At 66.1% G+C, this 20922-nt stretch carries 18 protein-coding genes, 1 tRNA gene and 1 pseudogene; 13 read left to right on the forward strand and 7 right to left on the reverse strand.

The features are described 5' to 3' along the window. Positions 1-50 precede the first annotated feature (50 nt). Positions 51-125, forward strand: a tRNA-Gly gene (locus VGC77_RS22380). Positions 126-698: 573 nt separating this feature from the next. Here VGC77_RS22380 and VGC77_RS22385 read toward each other — a convergent pair. Beyond that, positions 699-1478, reverse strand: a complete 780-nt coding sequence (locus VGC77_RS22385) for a HAMP domain-containing protein (RefSeq protein ID WP_331173760.1) — start codon at positions 1476-1478, stop codon at positions 699-701. 802 nt (positions 1479-2280) lie between these two features. Between VGC77_RS22385 and VGC77_RS22390 the strand changes: the two genes are divergently transcribed. Next, complete coding sequence (locus VGC77_RS22390; RefSeq protein WP_331173761.1) at positions 2281-3063, forward strand: photosynthesis regulator; 783 nt, start codon at positions 2281-2283, stop codon at positions 3061-3063. 310 nt (positions 3064-3373) lie between these two features. Further along, complete coding sequence (locus tag VGC77_RS22395) at positions 3374-4462, forward strand: hypothetical protein (RefSeq protein ID WP_331173762.1); 1089 nt, start codon at positions 3374-3376, stop codon at positions 4460-4462. On the opposite strand, the gene VGC77_RS22400 is transcribed toward VGC77_RS22395, so the two are convergent. Next, a complete protein-coding gene (locus VGC77_RS22400) occupies positions 4459-4713 on the reverse strand; it encodes a hypothetical protein (protein WP_331173763.1) in 255 nt (84 codons plus the stop codon). The two genes, VGC77_RS22395 and VGC77_RS22400, sit on opposite strands and share 4 nt — an antisense overlap. A 19-nt stretch (positions 4714-4732) precedes the next feature. On the opposite strand from VGC77_RS22400, the gene VGC77_RS22405 reads away from it, so the two are divergent. Next, entirely contained in the window at positions 4733-5395 is a 663-nt protein-coding gene (locus VGC77_RS22405; protein WP_331173764.1) for a DUF1847 domain-containing protein, read from the forward strand. 340 nt (positions 5396-5735) lie between these two features. On the opposite strand, the gene VGC77_RS22410 is transcribed toward VGC77_RS22405, so the two are convergent. Next, a complete protein-coding gene (locus VGC77_RS22410; RefSeq protein ID WP_331173765.1) occupies positions 5736-6989 on the reverse strand; it encodes an Hsp70 family protein in 1254 nt (417 codons plus the stop codon). Between the two features lie 225 nt (positions 6990-7214). Here VGC77_RS22410 and VGC77_RS22415 point away from each other — a divergent pair, with 225 nt between their 5' ends. The 7 genes from VGC77_RS22415 to VGC77_RS22445 all read left to right on the forward strand — a co-directional run bounded on the left by VGC77_RS22415 (position 7215) and on the right by VGC77_RS22445 (position 16845). Next, on the forward strand, positions 7215-9566 hold the full coding sequence (locus tag VGC77_RS22415) for a Tex family protein (protein WP_331173766.1): 2352 nt from the start codon (positions 7215-7217) through the stop codon (positions 9564-9566). 276 nt (positions 9567-9842) lie between these two features. Beyond that, a complete protein-coding gene (locus tag VGC77_RS22420) occupies positions 9843-10832 on the forward strand; it encodes an alpha/beta hydrolase (RefSeq protein ID WP_331173767.1) in 990 nt (329 codons plus the stop codon). A gap of 281 nt (positions 10833-11113) precedes the next feature. Next, positions 11114-12235: a hypothetical protein gene (locus VGC77_RS22425; protein WP_331173768.1), complete on the forward strand. Its 1122-nt coding sequence runs from the start codon at positions 11114-11116 to the stop codon at positions 12233-12235. Beyond that, positions 12225-13331, forward strand: a complete 1107-nt coding sequence (locus tag VGC77_RS22430) for an AAA family ATPase (protein ID WP_331173769.1) — start codon at positions 12225-12227, stop codon at positions 13329-13331. The genes VGC77_RS22425 and VGC77_RS22430 overlap by 11 nt, the downstream gene beginning before the upstream one ends. Then, positions 13324-14694, forward strand: a complete 1371-nt coding sequence (locus tag VGC77_RS22435; protein WP_331173770.1) for a DUF2201 family putative metallopeptidase — start codon at positions 13324-13326, stop codon at positions 14692-14694. The genes VGC77_RS22430 and VGC77_RS22435 overlap by 8 nt, the downstream gene beginning before the upstream one ends. Positions 14695-14882: 188 nt before the next feature. Continuing rightward, positions 14883-16379, forward strand: a complete 1497-nt coding sequence (locus tag VGC77_RS22440; protein ID WP_331173771.1) for an acetyl-CoA hydrolase/transferase family protein — start codon at positions 14883-14885, stop codon at positions 16377-16379. A gap of 154 nt (positions 16380-16533) precedes the next feature. Further along, entirely contained in the window at positions 16534-16845 is a 312-nt protein-coding gene (locus VGC77_RS22445) for a hypothetical protein (protein ID WP_331173772.1), read from the forward strand. Positions 16846-16956: 111 nt separating this feature from the next. Here VGC77_RS22445 and VGC77_RS22450 read toward each other — a convergent pair whose 3' ends face one another. Together VGC77_RS22450 and VGC77_RS22455 are read right to left on the reverse strand one after the other, a co-directional pair. Then, complete coding sequence (locus tag VGC77_RS22450; protein WP_331173773.1) at positions 16957-18258, reverse strand: RuBisCO large subunit C-terminal-like domain-containing protein; 1302 nt, start codon at positions 18256-18258, stop codon at positions 16957-16959. 3 nt (positions 18259-18261) lie between these two features. Next, complete coding sequence (locus VGC77_RS22455) at positions 18262-18690, reverse strand: secondary thiamine-phosphate synthase enzyme YjbQ (RefSeq protein WP_331173774.1); 429 nt, start codon at positions 18688-18690, stop codon at positions 18262-18264. 359 nt (positions 18691-19049) lie between these two features. Between VGC77_RS22455 and VGC77_RS22460 the strand changes: the two genes are divergently transcribed. Both VGC77_RS22460 and VGC77_RS22465 read left to right on the forward strand, forming a co-directional pair. Then, complete coding sequence (locus VGC77_RS22460; protein WP_331173775.1) at positions 19050-19919, forward strand: hypothetical protein; 870 nt, start codon at positions 19050-19052, stop codon at positions 19917-19919. Between the two features lie 81 nt (positions 19920-20000). Then, positions 20001-20204, forward strand: a complete 204-nt coding sequence (locus VGC77_RS22465; protein WP_331173776.1) for a hypothetical protein — start codon at positions 20001-20003, stop codon at positions 20202-20204. A 68-nt stretch (positions 20205-20272) separates the two neighbouring features. Here the strand turns inward: VGC77_RS22465 and VGC77_RS22470 are convergent, their stop codons facing one another. Next, positions 20273-20635: a hypothetical protein gene (locus tag VGC77_RS22470; protein WP_331173777.1), complete on the reverse strand. Its 363-nt coding sequence runs from the start codon at positions 20633-20635 to the stop codon at positions 20273-20275. 62 nt (positions 20636-20697) lie between these two features. Continuing rightward, positions 20698-20922 (reverse strand): annotated as a pseudogene (locus VGC77_RS22475) (ABC transporter ATP-binding protein); the annotation flags it as partial.

The following is a 20922-nucleotide window of genomic DNA, read 5'->3' on the forward strand; positions in this document are numbered from 1 at the left end:
GGCATAGCTCTGCGCGTCGCCGGTGACCGCGCGTCGCCAGCCACTCGGATGCGGGTGTAGCTCAGTGGTAGAGCACGACCTTGCCAAGGTCGGGGTCGAGGGTTCGAATCCCTTCGCCCGCTCCAAGTTTTCTCGGCAGGCTTTTGACGGCAGGCGTTGCGCCTGAGGCGCGGCCAGCCGGTCGCGGTGGCCGACGGTCTCCCCTATCCCCTGCATTCCAACATGTGGTCCCTGCCGGGTCTCAGAGTTTCGGTCTGCGCTGCGGCCAGCGCCGAGCTTGATCGCGATGGCTCCGCGCTGCGCCATCCCTTTTGCAGGGACGGCTGCGGGCTGCGCTCTCTGCGGCTGCGCCGGTGCGCCGCGCGCCTGCGGCGGTGCTCGGTGCCCGCTTTGCTCTTGCAGGGACGGCAACGACGGCGCCTGCGCCCTCTGCTCCCCTGCCCGCAAGGGGGAGGGGAGCGCGCTGCCGTCGCGGGACGGCTGTGCCTACGCCCTGCTCGCTCACAACAACGGGCGTTGCCGCAGGCCCGGACGCAAAAAAGCCCGCGCTGTACGCGGGCTCTTTGTGTCTCTTGGAACGTCTTGAAGTCCGGAACCCTGAAGTCCAGAGCCTTGAAGTCTGGAATCTTGAAGTCCTGAAGGCCTCGCGGCGCGGCGTCTGTTAAAGTCGACGCGCCGGGAGAAGCAGGCGCTCTCGATCAAGCGCTCTTGGGAATTCCCAGGCCGTTGTGGATCCAGTTCGACCACGACTGCCGGACGTGCTGGCCGACCATCTGCCCGTCGGACGACAGCATCACCTTGGCGTTGCGCACCGCGCCCTTCAGGTCGTTCCAGAATTCCTTCAGATTGTTCACCAGGCTGGGATGGTCGGAGACGAAGCGCTGGGTCTTGATGCGGGCGAGTTCAACCAGCGATTCCTGGATCTTGGCGATCGAACGGGCGATCCGGCCGATCTCGTCGGTGCGGCTCAGGGCGTGCAGGCGAACCTGGGTGTTGCCTTTGGCCAACTGGTCGATGTCCTTTTCGAGCTGGCCGAGCGGCTCAAGCAGGCCACGGGCGATCCGGGTTCCGACGAAGCCGACGATCGCAAACACCGCGATCCCGGCCAGCAGCAGCAGCGTGTTCGCCGCACCGAGGCCGTATTGCGGATCGGCAGTCACCACCGATTCGGCAGTCTGGATCACCATGCTGCCGTCGAACGACGCCGGCATCACCGCCGCGCCGGCATCCTTGCTCATCACCAACATGCCGACGACCCGTCCATCGGAGCCGGTGACCGGCGACAGCACCGCGCCGCCCTGATCGACCAGCCGGCCGAGCGAGGCTACGCTATTTGCGTTCTTTGCCTTCTCAGCGCTGACCTTCTGCAGCGCCATCTGACCAACGCCGCCGATCGTCAGCGTTACGAACAGGGTGATACCCAAAACGAGGATTGAGATCTTCTGGGCGAGGTTGCGATTTGAGAGATCGAAATTCATCGTCTTTCTCCAACTTTCTTCGATTTGCGGGCGGCTTGCCCCTCTAAGGTGACAGGCGTGAATTGACGCATAGCCTTCATGGTTAATTAAAAGGTTAATTTCAGCGCAAACTTTTCGTTAAAAACGCCGAATACGCATCACACGCCACATAGCGAACACGACGCAGCTGTCAGCAAGCAGGACTCGTCCACCGAATCACGTAGAGCCAAAACACGACTAAGTTGTTCTTCAACCTAGATTTGTCGGCCCAGCAAAGGTCGGTCGCCAAGTCAATCTTGCGCTGATTCGCACACTAGTAAATATACTATGCGATTCATCCCGCTATTTGATCCAAAACAAAGACGCCACAAGGGTTTGTCGCTCTCCGGATACCGTCGCGGAGCCGTTTTTTCCAACGCCCGGATCAGGCGCTACGCGGTACAACCCGCCGCGCGCCGCGGCCGGCCGAAGTTGATAGCAGCGCTGGCCTCGGCGCCGCGCCGGTAGCCCGCTGCAGCAAGCGCGCGTGGTTCGCCGCCACCCTGCCGCGCCGTCGAATCTCGATGGCGGTATCAACGTAGCGCAAGCGCCGGCGATCCGCTCGAGAAAATGACCGCCGCGCGGGGCGCGGTTTGATCCAAAGCAAAGACTCCCCCCGCGTTTGGCGTTTCCTTGCCGCACTGCCCCGCAGACGAAAAACTTCGCTACGGCTTTCTTGAGGCGAACCGGATGATCATCGCTGATCACCAACCCGATAGCCTGGATACCGACGCATCCGACGTGTGTCCCCCTTGACCAAGGGCAACCTGATCGTGCTGGCATCGTGAATATCGAAAACATCGTTCCGACCATCATCCCGCGGTTGTTCGTCAAGCCGTCGACGGCGCGCGTCGCGGCGTCCAGGGAGACCCATCCGCGCGCCGCCGAGCTGGCGCGGCTGTTGCTCGCGCTCGAGCCCGACGACGCCTTCGCGCTGATCGATCGCAGTCTGGCCGGCGAAAAATCGCCGGGCCAGCTGTTCACCGCGCTGTTCGAACCGACGGCGCGTTGCCTCGGCGATCTGTGGGGCGCCGACGATTGCAGCGAATTCGAAGTCACCATCGCGCTGTGCCATCTGCAGAGCGCGATGCGGCGAATCAGCTTCGACCGCATGGCGCCGCCGGTCGCCAACGCCGCGCAACGCGCCGTGCTGGTGGTGCCGCAGCCCGGCGAACCGCATCTGTTCTGCGCCGCGCTGAACGCCGAAGTGCTGCGCCAGGCCGGCTGGGCCACCTCTTGCGAGTTTCCCGATAGCGACGTCGCGCTGAAGCAATTGGTCGCGCAGAACTGGTTCGACGCCATCGACCTGTCGCTCAGCCCGGCGCTGCGCCGCGAACACTGGCTGCCGCGGCTGACCGAAACCGTGCGCCAGGCCCGCCGCGCCTCGCGCAACCCGGCGATCACCGTGGTGGTCAGCGGCCGGATGTTCGCCGAACGCCCGGAGATCGGTGAACAGGTCGGCGCCGACGCAGCGTGCGAATCCGCGATGCAGATCGAACAATTGATTCAACGCCTGTTGCTGGCGCGCTATGCCTCGCGGCGGCCGGCGAATTCCGCCTGGGTCTGAGCGCCGCGCTCGCCCGGTCGCTGCGATTGCAACCGCCAACGCCTCGCGCTGCGGCTGCGCCGCGTGCACGAACGCCGCGTCATCAACAGCATTGACGCGGTCGATTTGACCCACGTCAATGCGATCGACCGCGTTCGGACCTCGCATTGCGCCCGCTGCGCCGGGCGCAGCGGTGGGCGGCGCGTTCAGCGGACAGGAGCCGCACGCCATTGTACGACGTGACCAAGCGTCCGACGTGACATAGCCCCACCATATCCATCATATTGTGTGTGCTTGAATGGCACCCGCTTGGATTCAAAAGGGGCGACGAATGCGAGCCGACGCGAAATCCTACCAGTTCGACCAACTCCCGGTCATCGACTACGACAAGCACCCCGCCTATGGCCGCGTATTGCCGATGGCCCAGCTCGGCTCCCGCCTCAAGGCGGTGGTGTATTTTGCCTACGGCCTGATCCTGGCCGCCGCGCGGCGGCTGATCGACGCCGAGCATCTGCCGCGGCCCGCCGCCGGCGAGCCGAAGCTCGGCTGGGTGTTGCGTCATCTGCCGATCTATCTGCGGCTGATCATCCTGCAGCGGCTGAGCCGGCTCAGCGCCGGCAACGCCTACCAGCCGAAGACCGAGCGCGGCGCCAACATCCTGGCGCCGCTGGCGCGCGATGGCGTCACCGGCGTCCGGCTGGCGCCCGACAAGCTGCTGGAGATCCGCACCCAGCTCGCCCCGCACGTCGCCATTCTCGAGCAGCAACTGGCGTTGCGGCCGGCGACCGCCGCCGACGCCGAGGAAACCCGGCTCTGGCTCGATCCCGAAACCAATGTCGAGCTCTACAAGGCGTTCAACCAGACCGCCGCCGATCTCGGCGTGCTGGAAGCCGCCAGCGCCTATCTGAAGCGTCCGGTCGGCGTCGGTCATCTGGCGGTGCAGATCAACCAGCCGGTCGAGGCGCCGTCGGAATTCGCCGATGTCGGGGTGGATTCCTCGGCCACCAAGCATTTCCACATCGACACCAGCTATAACCTCCTGAAGCTCGTGATCTATCTCGGCGACGTCGGCGCCGCGCAAGGGCCGCTCAGCTACCTGCCGGGCAGCCAGCGCGTCAAAGGCTCCTGGGACGGGCTGGTCCGCCGCGCCAACGACTTCGCCGGTCTGTCGGCGACCACGCCCGGCGCGCGCGAACTGTTCTACGCGCTGCCGGAAGGCTGGCGCCGCAAGGCCTCGTTCGGCGCCGACCTGGTCGCCGAAAACGACTACGCCCGCTCGATCCTCGACGATCAATGGCGCGTCACCAGCGACGACGAGACCGCGGTGCTGTACGATCCGAACGGCATCCATCGCGACGGCATCGTCAGCGCCGGCCGCCGCGTCGCGGTGGTCATCAAGCTGACCGAGCTGCCGCGCTAAGGCTTTCTCCGACTTATTCGCGCGATCACGGGCAGGCCGCCGGCCTGTCCGTTTTTGTCCGCGCGCGCCGTTGCCGACAGCACAAATCGGCTGCCGGGCGCCGCGATTTTGCCAACTCCTTCCATTGACGACGCGGTCGCTTTGGTCAAAGTCAGCGCCGCGACCGATGCCGCCGCGTTGCTCGCCCGCCTGATCTCGATCAAGTAACGCAACCGGCTTTCCGGCATCATGCGCCGGCCTTGCCGGTCCATTGCAATCGGACGCCTGGTGATGTCGAAGATCTCAACCCCGAGCTGCTCGGAATGCACCCAGACCGCGTGCAGCTATCAGGATAAGACCTTTCCGGAATTCTGCCTGACCAAGCAGCTCGACGCCGACGTCGTTGGCGAGGTCTGCGATCTTTATCGCGGCGACGGCGCCGACGCGACCATCGCGCATGCTGCCGCCGAAGTCGAAGGGTTGTATTACGGCAAGCTGACCCGGGTTGAGGAGACGCTGGCCTTCGCCCGGCGGATCGGCGCTGCCAAAATCGGCATCGCCTCCTGCGTCGGGCTGATCGAGGAGGCGCGCACCTTCGCTAAGATCGTGCGGCTCGGGGGCTTCGAGCCCTATACGGTGGCCTGCAAGGTCGGCTCGGTCGACAAGACCGACATCGGCGTGCCGCAGGATTTGAAGATCCGCAAGGGCGGCTTCGAGGCGGCGTGCAATCCGGCGCTGCAGGCGCAACTGCTCAATGCGCAGCACACCGACCTCAACGTCGTCATCGGGCTGTGCGTCGGCCACGATTCGCTGTTCATCCGGCATTCGCAGGCGCCGGTGACGGTGCTGATCGTCAAGGATCGCGTGCTCGGCCACAACCCCGCGGTCGCGCTCTACACCATCAAGAGCTACTCGGCGCGGCTCACCGACGCCGAGCGGCTGCGCGGGCTGTAGGCGAACGGCAACGCTGCCTCAGCAATACGATCGGCAATTGAACGGGCAGCGACGTGACGCGGGTCACCTCTCCCATAGGGAGAGGTCGACCGGCGAAGCCGGTCGGGTGAGGGGTTTCGCCCTCTCGATAGTCCGTACCCCCTCACCCCAACCCTCTCCCCACGGGAGAGGGAGTTCGCCGCCGCCGTTGCGACACTTCCATTGAACTCGAAGGTCCGGAGCAATCATGACTTTGCTGCATCGGAGATTCCGGGTTCGCTCGTTCTTGCGAACTCGCGCTCCGGAATGACAGACCAGTAGCTGTGGGACGCGTCGCGAGGGTGCGGCGCCGCCGACCGAACTACCCCGGCCCGTAACGCCGGCCGGCCTCGATGGTGAGGCCCTTGCCGACCGCGCCGAAAGTGTCGCCCTCGACGATGCGCGCGCCCGGCAGCACCTTGGTCATCGCCTTGCGGACATGGGCGAGCCGCACCGAGCCGCCGGTGAGAAACACCGCGTCGATCGCGGTCGCCTCGAGTTGCGCGTGCGACAGGCACAGCTTGATCCGCGAGGCGATCCGCTCCGCCAACAACCTTGTATGCTGCACCAGTTGCGGCCGGCCGATCGTGACGTTCAAATCCGGCTCCACCCATTGCAGCGGAATCTCGGCCTGCGGCGCGCCGGCGAGCGCAATCTTCGCCGCCTCGACCTCCATCGCCAAAGTGTGGCCGCGCTGCTCGTCGACCACCCGCATCAGCCGATCGAGCAGCTCCGGTTCTCTGGCCTCGCGGCGGATCTGCCGCAGCTCGGTCATGACTTTCGGGTCGTACATCTTGTTGATGTCCGACCAGGTCGACAGCTCGTGAAAATAGCGCGACGGCACGTCGAGCCCGGCGCGCAGCATCGGGCTGCGATAGCCGAACAGCGGCATGATCACGCCCAGCGACAACTGGCGGTCGAAATCGGTGCCGCCGATCCGCACGCCGTCATTGGCGAGAATATCCGCCTTGCGGTCGGTCTTCAGATGGCGCTGCGGCGACAGCCGCACGATCGAGAAATCCGAAGTGCCGCCGCCGATGTCGGCGATCAGCGCGATCTCTTCGCCTGTCACCTGCCGCTCGTAATCCAGCGCCGCGGCGATCGGCTCGAACTGGAAGGTGACGTCGTCGAAGCCAAGTTCGCGCGCGATGTCGCGCAATGTCGCTTCGGCTCTGCGATCAGCGTCGGGCGAATTATCGACGAAATGCACCGGGCGGCCGTGCACCAGATTGCGCAAGGAGCGGCCGGTGGCCTGCTCGGCGCGCCGCTTCACCGCGCCGAGATAGTAGCCGATGACGTCGCGAAAACTCCGGCGCTGCCGGCCGACCATGGTGGTCTCGTCGATCAGCGTTGTGCCGAGCACCGATTTCAGGCTGCGCATCAGCCGGCCGTGCACGCCCTCGACATAGGCGTCGATCGCACGGCGGCCGATCAGCACGCTGCGGTCGCTGCCGTAGAAGATCGCGCTCGGAATCGTGGTGTGCTCGGCCTCCAGCGCGCACAGCACCGGAACCTGGTCGATGATGGTGCCGAGCGTCGTGTTCGACGTTCCAAAGTCAAGTCCGCACGTCGACATCGCCGCTCCTGAAGGAACGTCCGTCTACACAGTTCGGCGGCGTCGATCTAGCATTATCTTTTGCCGCAATGTTGCGGCATGGCCTGATCAAATCGCGGGCATGCCGCGATCGGCGTCGCGCCGTCCACAGCGGGCGGGACGGTGCGGCGGCAGGCTTGATGTCCGAACCGGCATCGGTCCATAAGCGAGCCCTGGTGAACGACCCTCTCGAAGAAAGATTCGCGCGTGGCAAATATCAATCGACAGATCGCGGAAGAACTCGGCGTGCGCGAGCAGCAGGTGCAGGCTGCGGTCGAACTGCTCGATGGCGGCGCCACCGTGCCGTTCGTGGCGCGCTACCGCAAGGAAGCCACCGGAGCGCTCGACGACGCGCAATTGCGCACCCTGGAAGAGCGGCTGAACTATCTGCGCGAATTGGAAGAACGCCGCGTGGCGATCCTCAATTCGGTGCGTGAACAAGGCAAGCTCGACGCCGCGCTGGAAGCCGCGATCATGTCGGCCGACAGCAAGGGCCGGCTCGAAGACATCTATCTGCCGTATAAGCCGAAGCGCCGCACCAAGGCCGAGATCGCCCGCGAGGCTGGTCTCGCCCCGCTCGCCGAACTGCTGCTGACCCAGCCGGACAACGATCCGCAGGCTGTAGCCGCGCCGTTCGTCGACGCCGACAAGCAGGTCGCCGACGTCGCCGCCGCGCTCGACGGCGCGCGGGCGATCCTGGTCGAGCGCTTCGCCGAAGACGCCGACCTGATCGGCTCGCTGCGCGAATTGATGTGGTCGAACGGCGTGATGATATCGAAGCAGCGCGACGCCAAGAAAGAGGACGGCGCGAAATTCTCCGATTACTTCGACTTCTCCGAGCCGCTGCATAAATTGCCGTCGCACCGCATTCTGGCGATGTTCCGCGGTGAGAAGGAAGAAGTGCTGGACCTGTCGATCCAGCCCGAGGTGATTGCCGCGGGGACCACGCCGGCGCCGGTCGGCTCCTACGAACTACGCATCATGAACCGCTTCGCGGTGAGCGATCGCGGCCGCCTTGGCGACCGCTGGCTGATCGACACCGTGCGCTGGGCTTGGCGCACCAAGATCCAGGTGCATCTCAACATCGACCTGCGGATGCGGCTGTGGACCGCGGCCGAGCAGGAAGCGGTGCGGGTATTCGCCTCCAATCTGCGCGACCTGTTGCTGGCGGCGCCGGCCGGCGCGCGCACCACGATGGGGCTCGATCCCGGCTTCCGCACCGGCGTCAAGGTCGCGGTGGTCGACGCCACCGGCAAGGTGGTCGCCACCACGGCGATCTTTCCGCACGAGCCGCAGCGGCGCTGGGACGAGGCGCTGGCGATCCTCGGCAAGCTTGCCCGCGAGCACCGCGTCGAACTGATCTCGATCGGCAACGGCACCGCCTCGCGCGAGACCGACAAGCTCGCCACCGAGCTGGTGAAGCTGCTTCCCGAATTGAAGATGTCCAAGATCGTGGTGTCGGAAGCCGGCGCCTCGGTGTATTCGGCTTCCGCCTTCGCCTCGGAGGAGTTGCCCGAGCTCGACGTCACCTTGCGCGGCGCGGTGTCGATCGCGCGAAGGCTGCAGGACCCGCTCGCCGAATTAGTGAAGATCGATCCGAAGTCGATCGGCGTCGGGCAATATCAGCATGATCTTGGGGAAGCGAAGCTGTCGCGCTCGCTCGATGCGGTGGTGGAAGACTGCGTCAACGCGGTCGGCGTCGACGCCAACACCGCTTCGGCGCCGCTGTTGGCGCGGGTGTCGGGCATCGGTTCGGGGCTGGCGCAATCCATCGTGCAGCATCGCGACGCCAACGGCCCGTTCGAATCGCGTAGCGCCTTGAAAAAGGTGCCGCGGCTCGGCCCGAAGGCGTTCGAGCAATGCGCGGGCTTCCTACGCATTCAAAACGGCAAGGACCCGCTCGACGCGTCGGGCGTGCATCCGGAGGCCTATCCGGTGGTGCGCAAGATTCTCGAAGCCACCAAGAGCGACATCAAGGCGCTGATCGGCAATGCCGAGGCGCTGCGCCAGGTCAGGCCGCAGAATTTCGTCGACGAGCATTTCGGCCTGCCGACCGTTACCGACATTCTGCGCGAATTGGAAAAGCCCGGCCGCGATCCGCGCCCGGCGTTCAAGGCCGCGGTGTTCATGGAGGGCGTCGAGACCCTGAAGGATCTGAAGCCCGGCATGGTGCTGGAAGGCGCTGTCACCAACGTCGCGGCGTTCGGCGCCTTCGTCGACATCGGCGTGCATCAGGACGGCCTGGTGCACATCTCGGCGATGTCGCGGACCTTCATCAAGGACCCGCGCGAGGTGGTGAAGCCCGGCGACATCGTCAAGGTCAAGGTGCTGGAGGTCGACGTCGCGCGCAAGCGCATCGCGCTCAGCCTGCGGCTCGACGACGAGGTCGGCGCCAAGGCCGACCGCGTACAGGCCGCGCCGCGCGGCGGCGCCAGCCGCTCCACCGTTGCCGCCTACGCGCCGAAGAAACAGCAGCCGTCATCGGGTGGCGGTGCGTTCGCCGAAGCCTTTGCGCGCGCCAACGAGAAGGGCAAGCCCGATAAGCCCGGGCGGCGCTGACGCGCGTTGCGCCGCGAAACCGGCGATCGCCGGGGCCGTAGTTCTACGAGCTGCGCCGCTGGCGCGGGCCTAGCTCTGTCAGGTCAAACTGACGGAATCAGTGGCGCGGCGTTGTCGCGGGCCTGACAGTTCGCGCGCGATCTTGTTAGTTAACGTCGCGCTCGCTGTAAGGTGATACCAAAATGCCGAATCCGGCAAAAGACTCGTTCCGGCTCCGGAACCGTTGGGGCCATTGCGCCATTTGTGATCATCGGTTTCGTTCGAGAGGATCACACCATGTCGGAGACAACAGCATTTCGTGAAGCCGGAGCGGCGAACAGCGGTCAGACCGGACCGAGCTTGGCCAACCCGCTGCCGGGAGTGCGCACCGACATCGTCAGCGTGGCGGGGCGCATCGCCACCTACGCCGCGGGTCCGGAGCGCGAGGGCGACGCCACCACGCCGCTGTTGTTGATCCACAGCGTCAATGCCGCGGGCTCGGCGTTCGAAGTCAAGCCGCTGTATGATTTCTACGCCGGCAAGCGTCGGGTGTTCGCGCTCGATCTGCCCGGCTTCGGCCAGTCCGAGCGCAGCGACCACGACTACACCGCGCGCAGCATGACCGACGCCATCCACGCCGCGGTGGAGAAGGTGCGCGAGAGCCATGGCGGCGCGCCGGTCGACGCGCTGGCGCTGTCATTGTCGTGCGAATTCCTCGCCCGCGCCGCGGTGGAGACCCCGGACGCGTTCCGCTCGCTGGGCTTCATCAGCCCGACCGGCTTCGAAGGCAAGGCGCGCGAGGACGCGACCTATGGCACGCTCGGCAAGCGCTGGCTGCTCGACGGCCTCAAGGCGACCTCGTGGAAACGCGGGGTGTTCGGGCTGTTGACGCTGCGCCCGGTGATGCGCAAGTTTCTGGAAAGCGCCTGGGGCTCGAAGGCGATCGACGAGCCGCTGCTCGACTACGACTACATCACCGCGCATCAGCCCGGCGCCGAGCACGCGCCGTTCTACTTCGTCGCCGGCTACATGTTCAGCAAGGACATCCTGCGGCTCTACCAAGCCTTGAAGGTCCCGGTGTGGATGTCGCACGGCACCCGCGGCAGCTTCACCGACTATCGCCACAAGAAGCGCGTCACCAACCGGCTGAACTGGACCATCGATGTGTTCGAGGCCGGAGCCTTCCCGCATTTCCAGCTGCTGGGCGAGGTCACCGATGCCTACGACGCGTTCCTCGCCAAGGTCGGCCAGTTGTCACGCCGCGTTGTCGTTCCATCCGCGGTATGACGCGAATGTGAAGGCGACGGCGAATAATCAGGCATCGCCAACGACACGAACGGCGACGTTGCGGATAACGTCGCCGTAGGAGACGTGCTCAAGAATCACTGCCTGTAGCGTTTTCGAGCGAAGTGGATCCCGGTTCGCGTGCAGAGAACGCGTCAAAATAAGAATCCAGAGCTGCAGTTCTGATTCTGTCCTAACCGGAACAGCTCTGGGATTCGTGGAATCGACTGCATCCGGAGTCCGCAAGCCGCAGACTCCTCTGGAATGGGGTTCGGTGAACGGGAATGAGCTTAGCAAACTTATTGAACGGTGGAGCGGGTTACGACCGGCCGACGCATCCTCTGACTCACCACGAGATCCTCGGCCTGGTCGCGCCGTTTAGCCGCCGCGACCGCCATGTCGATCTCGCCGCCAGCGACCGGCTCAATCGTCGGCTGGTCTTCAAGCCGATCGAGCATAGCGGCGACGACGATGCGGTGCTGACCGAAGCCCGCGAAACCTTCGAGCTGGAAAATCCCCGCATCGGCACCTATCGGCTGACCCGGACGCTGACGCTGCGCTCCGGCCTGCACGCCACCCTCACTACCGAGGGCGCCGATCCCGGCGAATTGCTGGCGCGGATCGAGACGGTGCCGCCGCAGCGGCAGTTTCGCTGCGACGGCGCCAGCGTGATCGCGCAGAGCTACCGATTATTTCCAAGCGACAGCGCGTGGTCGCGCGGCGCGCCGCAAGTGCGGATGGAGTTGACCCGCGGCGAGGCCGAGGTCGAAGGCCTGACGCTGATCCTGCACGCCGCCAATGTGAAAGGCTACCCAGCCGACATCGACCTGGTGCCGAAGTCGTCCGGCTTCGAATTGCCCGAAGATCTGCTGGCGGTGATCGGCTGGGCCTGGGGGCCGCTGCGCAAGACCCAGCTCGGCTGGAGCGGCAAACTGAAGCTGCGCGGCAGCGAGCCGCATCTCAGCGAAAAGATCGAGGCCGGACTGCAGCGCACCGTGGCGCATCTGAAGCAGACGCTGGCGCATCCGCCCGCCGTGTTCCACGACACGCTGCGCCGCGCGCGCTGGTGGGTGACGTTCCGCCGCGCGCTGCCATTGTTGTTCTTCGCGCTGCTGATCGCCGGCGCGGCCGGCTTGACCTTCGTCGAGATCCCGAAGGATTCCATGGTCAATCTGTTGATCATGGGGGCGCCGCCGCTATTGCTGTTCGCCGCCTTCGGTATGCGCGATACCCCGCCTTTGGAAATCCCGCCGCTGCCGCGGCGCTCCAAGGCCGCGGCCTGGATGCCTTCGCAGGCCCCGCCGACCGCGCCGCCGGTTGCAGCCCCGGCCGCTGCGGTCCCGACGCCAAATCCTGCTCCGGAGAATCAGCCCACCGAACCGAAGGTCATGCTCGATGCTCAGTAATCCGATGAACATTCCTCCGATCTCGATTGCCGGCGCCAAGGCTGCTTTGGTCGAGCAATATGGCGACCCGATCCTGCGCCGCCGCGCCTCGATGCTGTGGGGCACCCGCGGGGTCGGCAAATCGTCGATCGTGCGGCAGGTCGCGGAGCATTTCGGCATCCCGCTGGTCGATCTGCGGCTGACCACGATCGAGCCGGTCGATATCCGCGGCGCGATCTATGCCGACGACACGCTCGCCAAGACGGTGTGGTTTCCGCCGGAATTTCTGCCCTCACCGGATCAGCACGACGGCATCCTGTTTCTCGACGAACTCACCGCCGCCGACCAGCGACTGCAGATCTCGGCCTACTCGCTGATCCTCGACCGCCGCGTCGGCAACTACCAACTGCCGGACGGCTGGCAGGTGGTCGCCGCCGGCAACGCCTCGTTCCACGGCGCGATCAGCCACGACATGGGCACCGCACTCGCCGACCGCATGTTCCACTTCAATGTGCAGACCGTGATCGACGCCTTCCTCGCCCACGCGCTGGAGCGCAATTTCGCCCCCGAGGTGATGGCCTATCTGAAGATCCGCCCGGACAAGCTCGACGACACCCAGGCGCAGCTCGCCGGCGAACATCTGATCGGCGCGTCCCCGCGCGGCTGGGAGGACATTTCCAATGTGCTGAAATCCAGCCTGTCCGACGGCGCCAAGAAAGTGTTCGTGCAGGGCCGCATCGGCGCCGCCAATGCCGCCGAATTCTTCGGCGTGCTGCGCGAAATCCAGGCCGGCACCGACGTGATCCGGTTGTTGGCGGCGCGCCCCGGCCCGGACACCGCGGCGCTGTTTCCGAAGAGCCTCGACGGGCTGTACGGCATGACCTACGGGCTGCTCGCCGCCTGCGTCGACGACCGCACGCTGGCGCGGGCGCTGGAGATCGTCGAGCAATTGCCCGACATCCGCGGCGTGCCGCTGCCGATCCGCGAGATCCAGACCCTGGCGATGGAGCTTCTGATGCAGCGCGCGCTGTCCAGCGGGCTCGAGGCCGCGATCCTGGAGAGCCCGTCCTATCACCGCTACGACGAGCACCGCCGCCGGGAAAGCCAGCATGCCTGACGCAAGCGTGCTGTATCAGCACCGCGGCACCCGCGCGATCCAGCGCATGGTGGAGTTCGCGCCCTCCACCGGCGGGCTGGCGTTGTGGGTCAAGCACCAGGATCTCGCGGTCGACGCCGAGGCGCCGGCGGTGATGACCGACGGCAACGCGGTGTTTTACGGCGTCGAATTCGAGGTGATGCCGCTCGCCGACCAGGTCGGGCTGGTGGCGCATGAGGTGATGCACATCGCGCTGCGGCATCCGCAGCGCTTCCTCGACCTGCGCCGCCAGATCGGCGACGTCGACCTGCAGCTGTTCAACATCTGCGCCGACGCGATCGTCAATTCGACGCTGGGGCACCTGACCTGGCTGCGGCTGCCGGCGTCCTCGGTGTTTCTCGATCAGCTGCTCGGCCGGGTGCTGGGGCAGAAGCAGGACGTCGAGGCGGCGTTGCTGGAATGGGACGTCGAAAAACTGTACCGGGCGATCGACGATCGCTCCGAGCAGCCGCCGCAGGGCCGCCAGCAGAAGGCCGGCAGCCGCAGCCAGTCCGCCGGCGAGGCCTCCGAGGGCGGCGCCCAGGGCGACGGCGCGCCGAAGTCGGACGGCACCCAGGAGCGGCCGAGCTCGCGCCAGGACGGCCCGAAATCCTCGCGGGTGCGCGAACTCGGCGGCCAGACCCAGCAGGATCTGGCGCCGAGTGAGGAGGCGCAGGGCGCGCCGGAGGCCGAGGCCGACCAGGCGCGGGAATGGAGCGAGCGGATCCTGCGCGGTCACGCTGGCGACGGCGCGTTCTCGATGCTGCGCACGCTGATTGCCGATCTGCCGAAGACCCGCACGCCGTGGGAGCAGATGCTGCGCACCCAATTGGCGCGGGCGCTGGCGCGCAAGCCGGACGTCTCGTGGTCGCGGCCGTCGCGCTCCTATATCGCCAATCAGGGCCGCGCCGGCCCGAACCGGCGGCTGCCGTTCGAGCCCGGCTTCAGCCCGACCAAGAACGTGCCGCGGCTGGCGGTGATCGTCGACGTCTCCGGCTCGGTCGCCGACGATCTGATGGAACGTTTCGCCCGCGAGATCGAATCGATCAGTCGTCGCCAGGAGGCCGGTGCGATCCTGATCATCGGCGACGACCAGGTGCGCAGCGTGAGCTCGTTCGAACCCGGCAAGATCAATCTGCGCGACATCGCATTCCATGGCGGCGGCGGCACCGATTTCACGCCGCTCCTGGAAGAAGCCGGCAAGCATCGCCCGGACATCGTGGTGGTGCTGACCGACCTCGAAGGCCCGGCGAATCTGCGGCCGCGGTTTCCGGTGATCTGGGCGGTGCCGGAAGCCTATCGCGCGGCGGTGCAGCCGTTCGGCCGCAAGCTCATCTTGAGCTGAGCATTGAGCTGAGCGCCGCCGCCTCGCCCCGGCAGGGCCGGGTCGCAGCGAGCCGGGTCATGCCGGTAAGCTGGTTTCTCAGGGGCAACATTATTGCCGCATCAGGCCATCCTTTGGTGGGATTGTTGCGCCCGCTCAGGCTTGGTACGCCCACCCTGAATGAAACCTGCACAACAGATGGATATGCCATGCCGAGTCATGACTCCCGGGTGATGTCTGCCGCGCTTCGCTCCAAGATCATGTCGGCCGAAGACGCCGCGGCGCTGGTGAAGCACGGCGAGAATGTCGGGATGAGCGGCTTCACCGGCTCCGGCTATCCCAAGGCGATCCCGCTGGCGCTGGCGCACCGTATCGAAGCCGCGCATGGCCGCGGCGAGCCATTCCGCATCGGGGTGTGGACCGGCGCCTCCACCGCGCCCGAACTCGACGGCGCGCTGGCCAAGGTCGACGGCATCGAGCTGCGGCTGCCCTACCAGTCCGATCCGGTGACCCGCGAACGCATCAACGCCGGCACGATGGATTACATCGACATCCATCTCAGCCATGTCGCGCAGTTCGTCTGGTTCGGCTTCCTCGGCCATCTCGACGTCGCGGTGGTCGAGGTCGCGGCGATCCTGCCGGACGGCAGCCTGGTGCCCACCACCTCGGTCGGCAACAACAAGACCTGGCTCGACCGCGCCGACCGCATCATCCTGGAGGTCAATTCCTGGCATAACCCGGCGCTGCAGGGCATGCACGACATCTACTACGGCACCCAGTTGCCGCCCTACCGGCAGCCGATCCCGATCGTCAGCCCCGGCGACCGCATCGGCGAGACCACCTTCCGCTGCGATCCGAACAAGGTGATCGCGGTGGTGGAGACCCATGCGCCGGACCGCAACAATCTGTTCACCCCGCCCGACGCCACCTCGCAGGCGATCGCCGGCCATATTCTGGAATTCCTCAGCCACGAGGTGCGCCGCGGCCGGCTGCCGCCCGAATTGCTGCCGCTGCAATCCGGCGTCGGCAACGTCGCCAATGCGGTGATGGCCGGGCTGGAGAGCGGCCCGTTCGAGCAGCTCACCGCCTATACCGAGGTGCTGCAGGACGGCATGCTCGACCTGATCCGCTCCGGCAAGATGACCTTCGCCTCGGCCACCGCGCTGTCGTTCAGCGCCGCGGCCGCCGAGATGTTCAACCGCGACGCCGCGCTGCACAAGAATCGCGTGGTGCTGCGGCCGCAGGAAATCTCCAACCATCCGGAGGTGATCCGACGGCTCGGCGTGATCTCGATGAACGGCATGATCGAGGCCGACATCTACGGCAACGTCAATTCGACCCACATCCGCGGCAGCCGGATCATGAACGGCATCGGCGGCTCCGGCGACTTCGCCCGCAACGCCTATCTGTCGATCTTCATGACGCCGTCGACCGCGAAGAACGGCACGCTGTCGTCGATCGTGCCGATGGCGACCCATGTCGATCACACCGAGCACGACGTGCAGATCCTGGTCACCGAACAGGGCCTGGCCGATCTGCGCGGGCTGGCGCCGCGGCAGCGCGCCAAGGTGATCATCGAAAACACCGCGCATCCCTCCTTCAAGCCGGTGCTGCAGGATTATTTCGACCGGGCGCGGCGCGGCGCGACCGGCCAGCACACCCCGCATCTGCTCGACGAGGCGCTGCGCGCGATCCATCCGGTGTGAGCGCAGGCGGCCCGGCACTCGGTCGCGGATGATTTTCCGGTGACCGCGATCCGGTTTTCGGGATCCTGCGCGAGCGACCAGACATCGGGCGACATTGCGGCTATGCTGGCGCGATCCGCCGGATGTGCGGGATCGGCCAGCAAGGACGCCGTCGATGAGCGAGCCAACCATCAAGCCGCAGGCTGAGCAGCCGCGGGTCGAGCCGGAGATCATTCCGCCGGGCGCGGCCTATGACCCGGCGCGCAACCGCGGCTTCTTTCACGAAAGCTTCAGCGAGCGGATCTACGTCACCAAGATCGGCCCGCTCGGCATGATCGGCCTGGTGCTGACCATCGGCGTGGTGTTCGCGGTGATCCTGGTGCTGTTGCTCGGCGCCTTCCTGCTCTGGATCCCGATCGTCGGGCTCTTGGTCGCCGCGGGCCTGGTCGCCGGCGTGCTGCGGCCCTATCTGCGTCGGCGCGGGTAGCGATCCGGACTCCGTAGGGTGGGCGAAGCGAAGCGTGCCCACCGCAATTCGTCGAATGGGGTGTTGGTGGGCATGGCGCAAGCGCGCCTTTGCCCACCCTACGAAATCATTTCATTTTCGCGCGCCAAATGTCTGCAACGCAGCCGCCAATTCCGGATGCGTCGCGGCGTGATCGGCGACCGCGATTCCTGAAGCGATGGCGTCCCAGGCCTGGCGGATCGAAGCCGCGCCGGCCGCCGGTCCCATCGGATGGCCGAACACCCCGCGGCCCGGCACGAAGCCGAAATCGACGCTTCCGACCTTGCGATACACGCCCTCCAGCGTCGCCGCCGAATCGCTGCCGCCCGGCACCGGCAGGCACGGCTTGATCGGCCCCATCGGCTCCAGACACGCCCGCACGCAGTCCATCACCTCGGCTTCCGGCGTCATCATCCGCGGCCCGAAGCCCGGCATGATCACCACGTCGAAGCCGGCCAGCCGCTGCAGCCTGGTGAACACCCGGGAATGGATGCCGTAGCCGGCCAAGCGGCTGAACGCGGCGATGAACGGAAAATGCGCGATCAGCGGCACGGAAGCGTGCTTGCGCAGCATCCGCACCGCGGAGAGCCCGACCGGCAGCGCGTTGACCAGCAGCGCGTTGGCGCCGTTCGCAACAGCGAGATCATGCAGCGGGATCAGCTGGTCGACCTCGTCGGTGATGTTGGCGAGATAGATCTTCGGCACGCCGGTCTCGGCTTCCGCGCGGCGGCGCGCCGCGCCGAGCGCCGCGGCGCGCTCCGCGAGCGGACACCAGTCGACGTCGGCCAGCATCTCGTCGTCCTTGGCGATGTCGAGCCCGCCTTTCCAGCTCTGGTAGCCGAGTTCGGCAAAGGGCGCCGCCGGCAGGCCGATATTCGGCTTGATCACGCCAAAGAAGATCGGCCGCTCGAACGCGTTGAGCCGTTCGCGAAGACCCTGGACGCCGAATTGCGGGCCCTGGAATGCGGCGAGGTAATTGTCCGGAAAGCGGATGTCCTCGAGCCGGATCAGCGGAATCCCCGGCGAGAAGAACACCCCCTCGCCGCACACCGCCGACAACAGGTTCGGCAGCTTGGGGCCGAAATTGCCGTGCGGATGCGCGATGGTGACGTGCACCGCATGCACCGGGCCGGTCGCGGCACATTCCACCGCGATGCTGAAGCCGGAGGGCTGCGGCTTGGCGTCGAGCGACAGCACCTTGGCGGCGAAGCGCGGCCGGAAGTCCTCGTCGACGCCGACCCGGCGCCATTGCGCGGTGGATTGCTCGCTGCACAGATGCGCCGCCGCCTCGCGCGGATCGCCGGCGCATTCGAAGTGAAAATCGAGTTCGATGTAGTCGTCGCGATTGAGCTCGCCGCGCTCGGCGTAGAAGCCCGCGATATCGTCCGGGGTCATGCGTCAGTCCGTTCCGAGCAGTTGCAGCTCGATGCCGCGGGCCTCGCGCGGGCCATCGAGCTCGATGAAGAAGATCGACTGCCAGCCGCCCAAGACCAGCGCGCCGGCGGCTACCGGAAGCGTCTCCGACGAATTCATGAACAGGCCGAGCAGATGCGAATGCGCGTTGTCGCGGCCGTCGACCGGCGCGAGATTGTGCAAATAGTTGCCGTCGCGCGGCACCAGCCGCTTCAGGTAAGTGATCATGTCGCGCTCGAGCTGCGCCTCGCGCTCGTTGATGTTGATCCGCGCGGTGGTGTGCAGCGAACTCACGGTGACGAGGCCGTCCTTGATGCCGCTCGAGGCGACCCAGTCGCGGACCTGCTCGGTGACGTCGACGATCTGGATCGGCGCAATGGTGGCAAGCTCGAGCCGGTGGCGAAGGATTTTCATTGAGAGCCCCGTGGGACAGCGCCCGACCGCTTGGCCGTGAGGGCCAATAGCGCCCCGTCCGGTCCGGCGAAAGTCGCCTTAAGTCAGCGTCCGCCGCGCCGGGCTCTATCCGCCTGTTTCGCCGAAAAATCAACCGCCGCTGCGGGTTAGGACCGCGTAGCAGATTCGGCGGGCCGCAGTGCGGAACGTCCCGAGCTTGAATTCGCCGCCGCGGCCAGAGAGAATGAATTTACCGTTCGCGTGGTGGTTCAGAAGTTCTCGCCAGTCTTGCCACGAGTCCTACGCGACAATTTCTGAACCGAAACCACACGAGAATCATGAACTTGCTAGTGTCCGGTCGACACCAGCCCGGAGCGTCGATGTCGCTTGGCACCAGGACCCTGTTGGCGACGCTGCTGCTGGCGCTCGCCGGGTCGTGGCAGGCGCAAGCTCACGCCGAGGGGATCGATACCGAGCATCTGTTCGGCTTCATGATCGGCTCGGATGTCGGCACCCCCGGCGAGCGCGAATTGCAGAGCCAGAGCACCGCGCGGGCGTCGCGCAGCGGCAGCAGCTACCGCAGCGGTTCGCAGCAGTTCGAACTGGAATTCGTGCCGGCGCGGAATTTTCGCGTCGAACTCGGCAGCAGCTTCGTGGCGCATCGCATCCAGGGCGTCGCCGGCTTCGACGACCGCCGCGAGGCCGCCTGGCAGGGGGCCTCGGTCGACTTGCGCTATCGCCTGCTCGATCGCGAGGCGGCGCCGTTCGGCATGTCCGTGGCGCTGGAGAACCACGCCGACCGCGTGGACGAGACGAGCGGCGCAAGGGTGCAGGCGTTCGGCAGCGAGCTGACGCTGGCGCTCGACCGCGAACTCATTCCCGATCGGCTGCTGGCGGCTGTCAATCTGAGCTACCAGCCGGAATGGACCCGGCCGATCGACGCCGGCCGCACCGAACGAAGCTCCGGCCTCGGCGTGGCGGCGGCGCTGATGGCGCAGCTGCGGCCCGGCCTGCTGCTCGGCGGCGAGGCGCGCTACCTGCGCAACTATGACGGCATCGGGCTCGATCAGCTCACCGGCCAGGCCTGGTTCGTCGGCCCGACCGCGTATTTCAAACTGTCGGAAACCTCGCGGCTGACCGTGGCCTGGAGTTTGCAAGTCTGGGGACACGGCGCCGGTTCAAACGCGGCGCTCGACCTGATCAATTTCGACCGCCATCAGGCTCGGCTGACCTACGGCGTGAATTTTTAGGCATAATCAGCAGCCGGCTGAAACTCGCGGACGAAAATACCGTTTCTGTGCTATCATTGCTGCAACGCAAGAGGATTGGGCATGAATGCGATCGACCTGGTCATTACGGTCTGCGCGGTGCTGTCGCCGGCAACCTGCGAGGAGACCCATCTGGCGTATTCCGACAGCGTGTCGCTGCAGCAATGCGTGATGGGCGCGCCGCCCTATATCGCACAATGGGTCGGCGAGCACCCGAAATGGACCGCGGTGCGCTGGCGCTGCGAATTCCCCCACAGCCGGGCGTGAGCGGCTGAATTCAAAGCCGCTGACACAATCACCGCGTCCGGGGCACGCAACTGATCAGAGCCATGCAACTACTTGTTGCACTGAACCAGATCCTTGTCGGCGATCGAAAACACCGCGTCGGCGCGGATCTCGATGCCGCGGACCAGGCATTGCCGGCCGTCCGCGTAGCCGACCTTGGCGTCGTAGCGCCCGGGCTCGACCTCGGTGATCTTCAGCCGCTCGTCGTGATCGACCTCCTTGTCCTTGTCGTTCAGCGTCTGGTTGGCGCCGAATGCGTCCTGGCCCACCAGCGAGAGCTGGAAGCTGGAGATCGTTGCGGTGGTCAGGTTCCACAGCCGGATGCCCTTGCCTTTGCTTTGCGCAGACGTTGCCGGTGAACCGGCCAGGAACGCTGCGACGGCGACGATGGAGACGGCGGCAAGGCGCGGCATAAAAGAATCCTCCCAAAGCGCGTTGTTGGTTTTGCCGACTACACGTCAGCGCCGCGGCGGCGTCAATCGCGATGCCGGCCGGCGGTGTCGTGCAGCCCTGCGCTCAGCCGCGCCACCTCGGCGCTCAGCGCGGCCAGGTCGGCGGGGCCGCGCGCCGCCCGCGGGGTGGCGATCCGCAGCTCGGCGAGGATCTGCGCCGGGCGCTGCGACAACAGCACGATGCGGTCGGCGAGCCTTGCTGCGTCGTCGACGCTGTGGGTGACCAGGAGCGTGGTCACCGGGGCGCT

Origin of the sequence: Rhodopseudomonas sp., assembly GCF_036404135.1 — a bacterium.
Lineage (GTDB): Bacteria > Pseudomonadota > Alphaproteobacteria > Rhizobiales > Xanthobacteraceae > Rhodopseudomonas_A.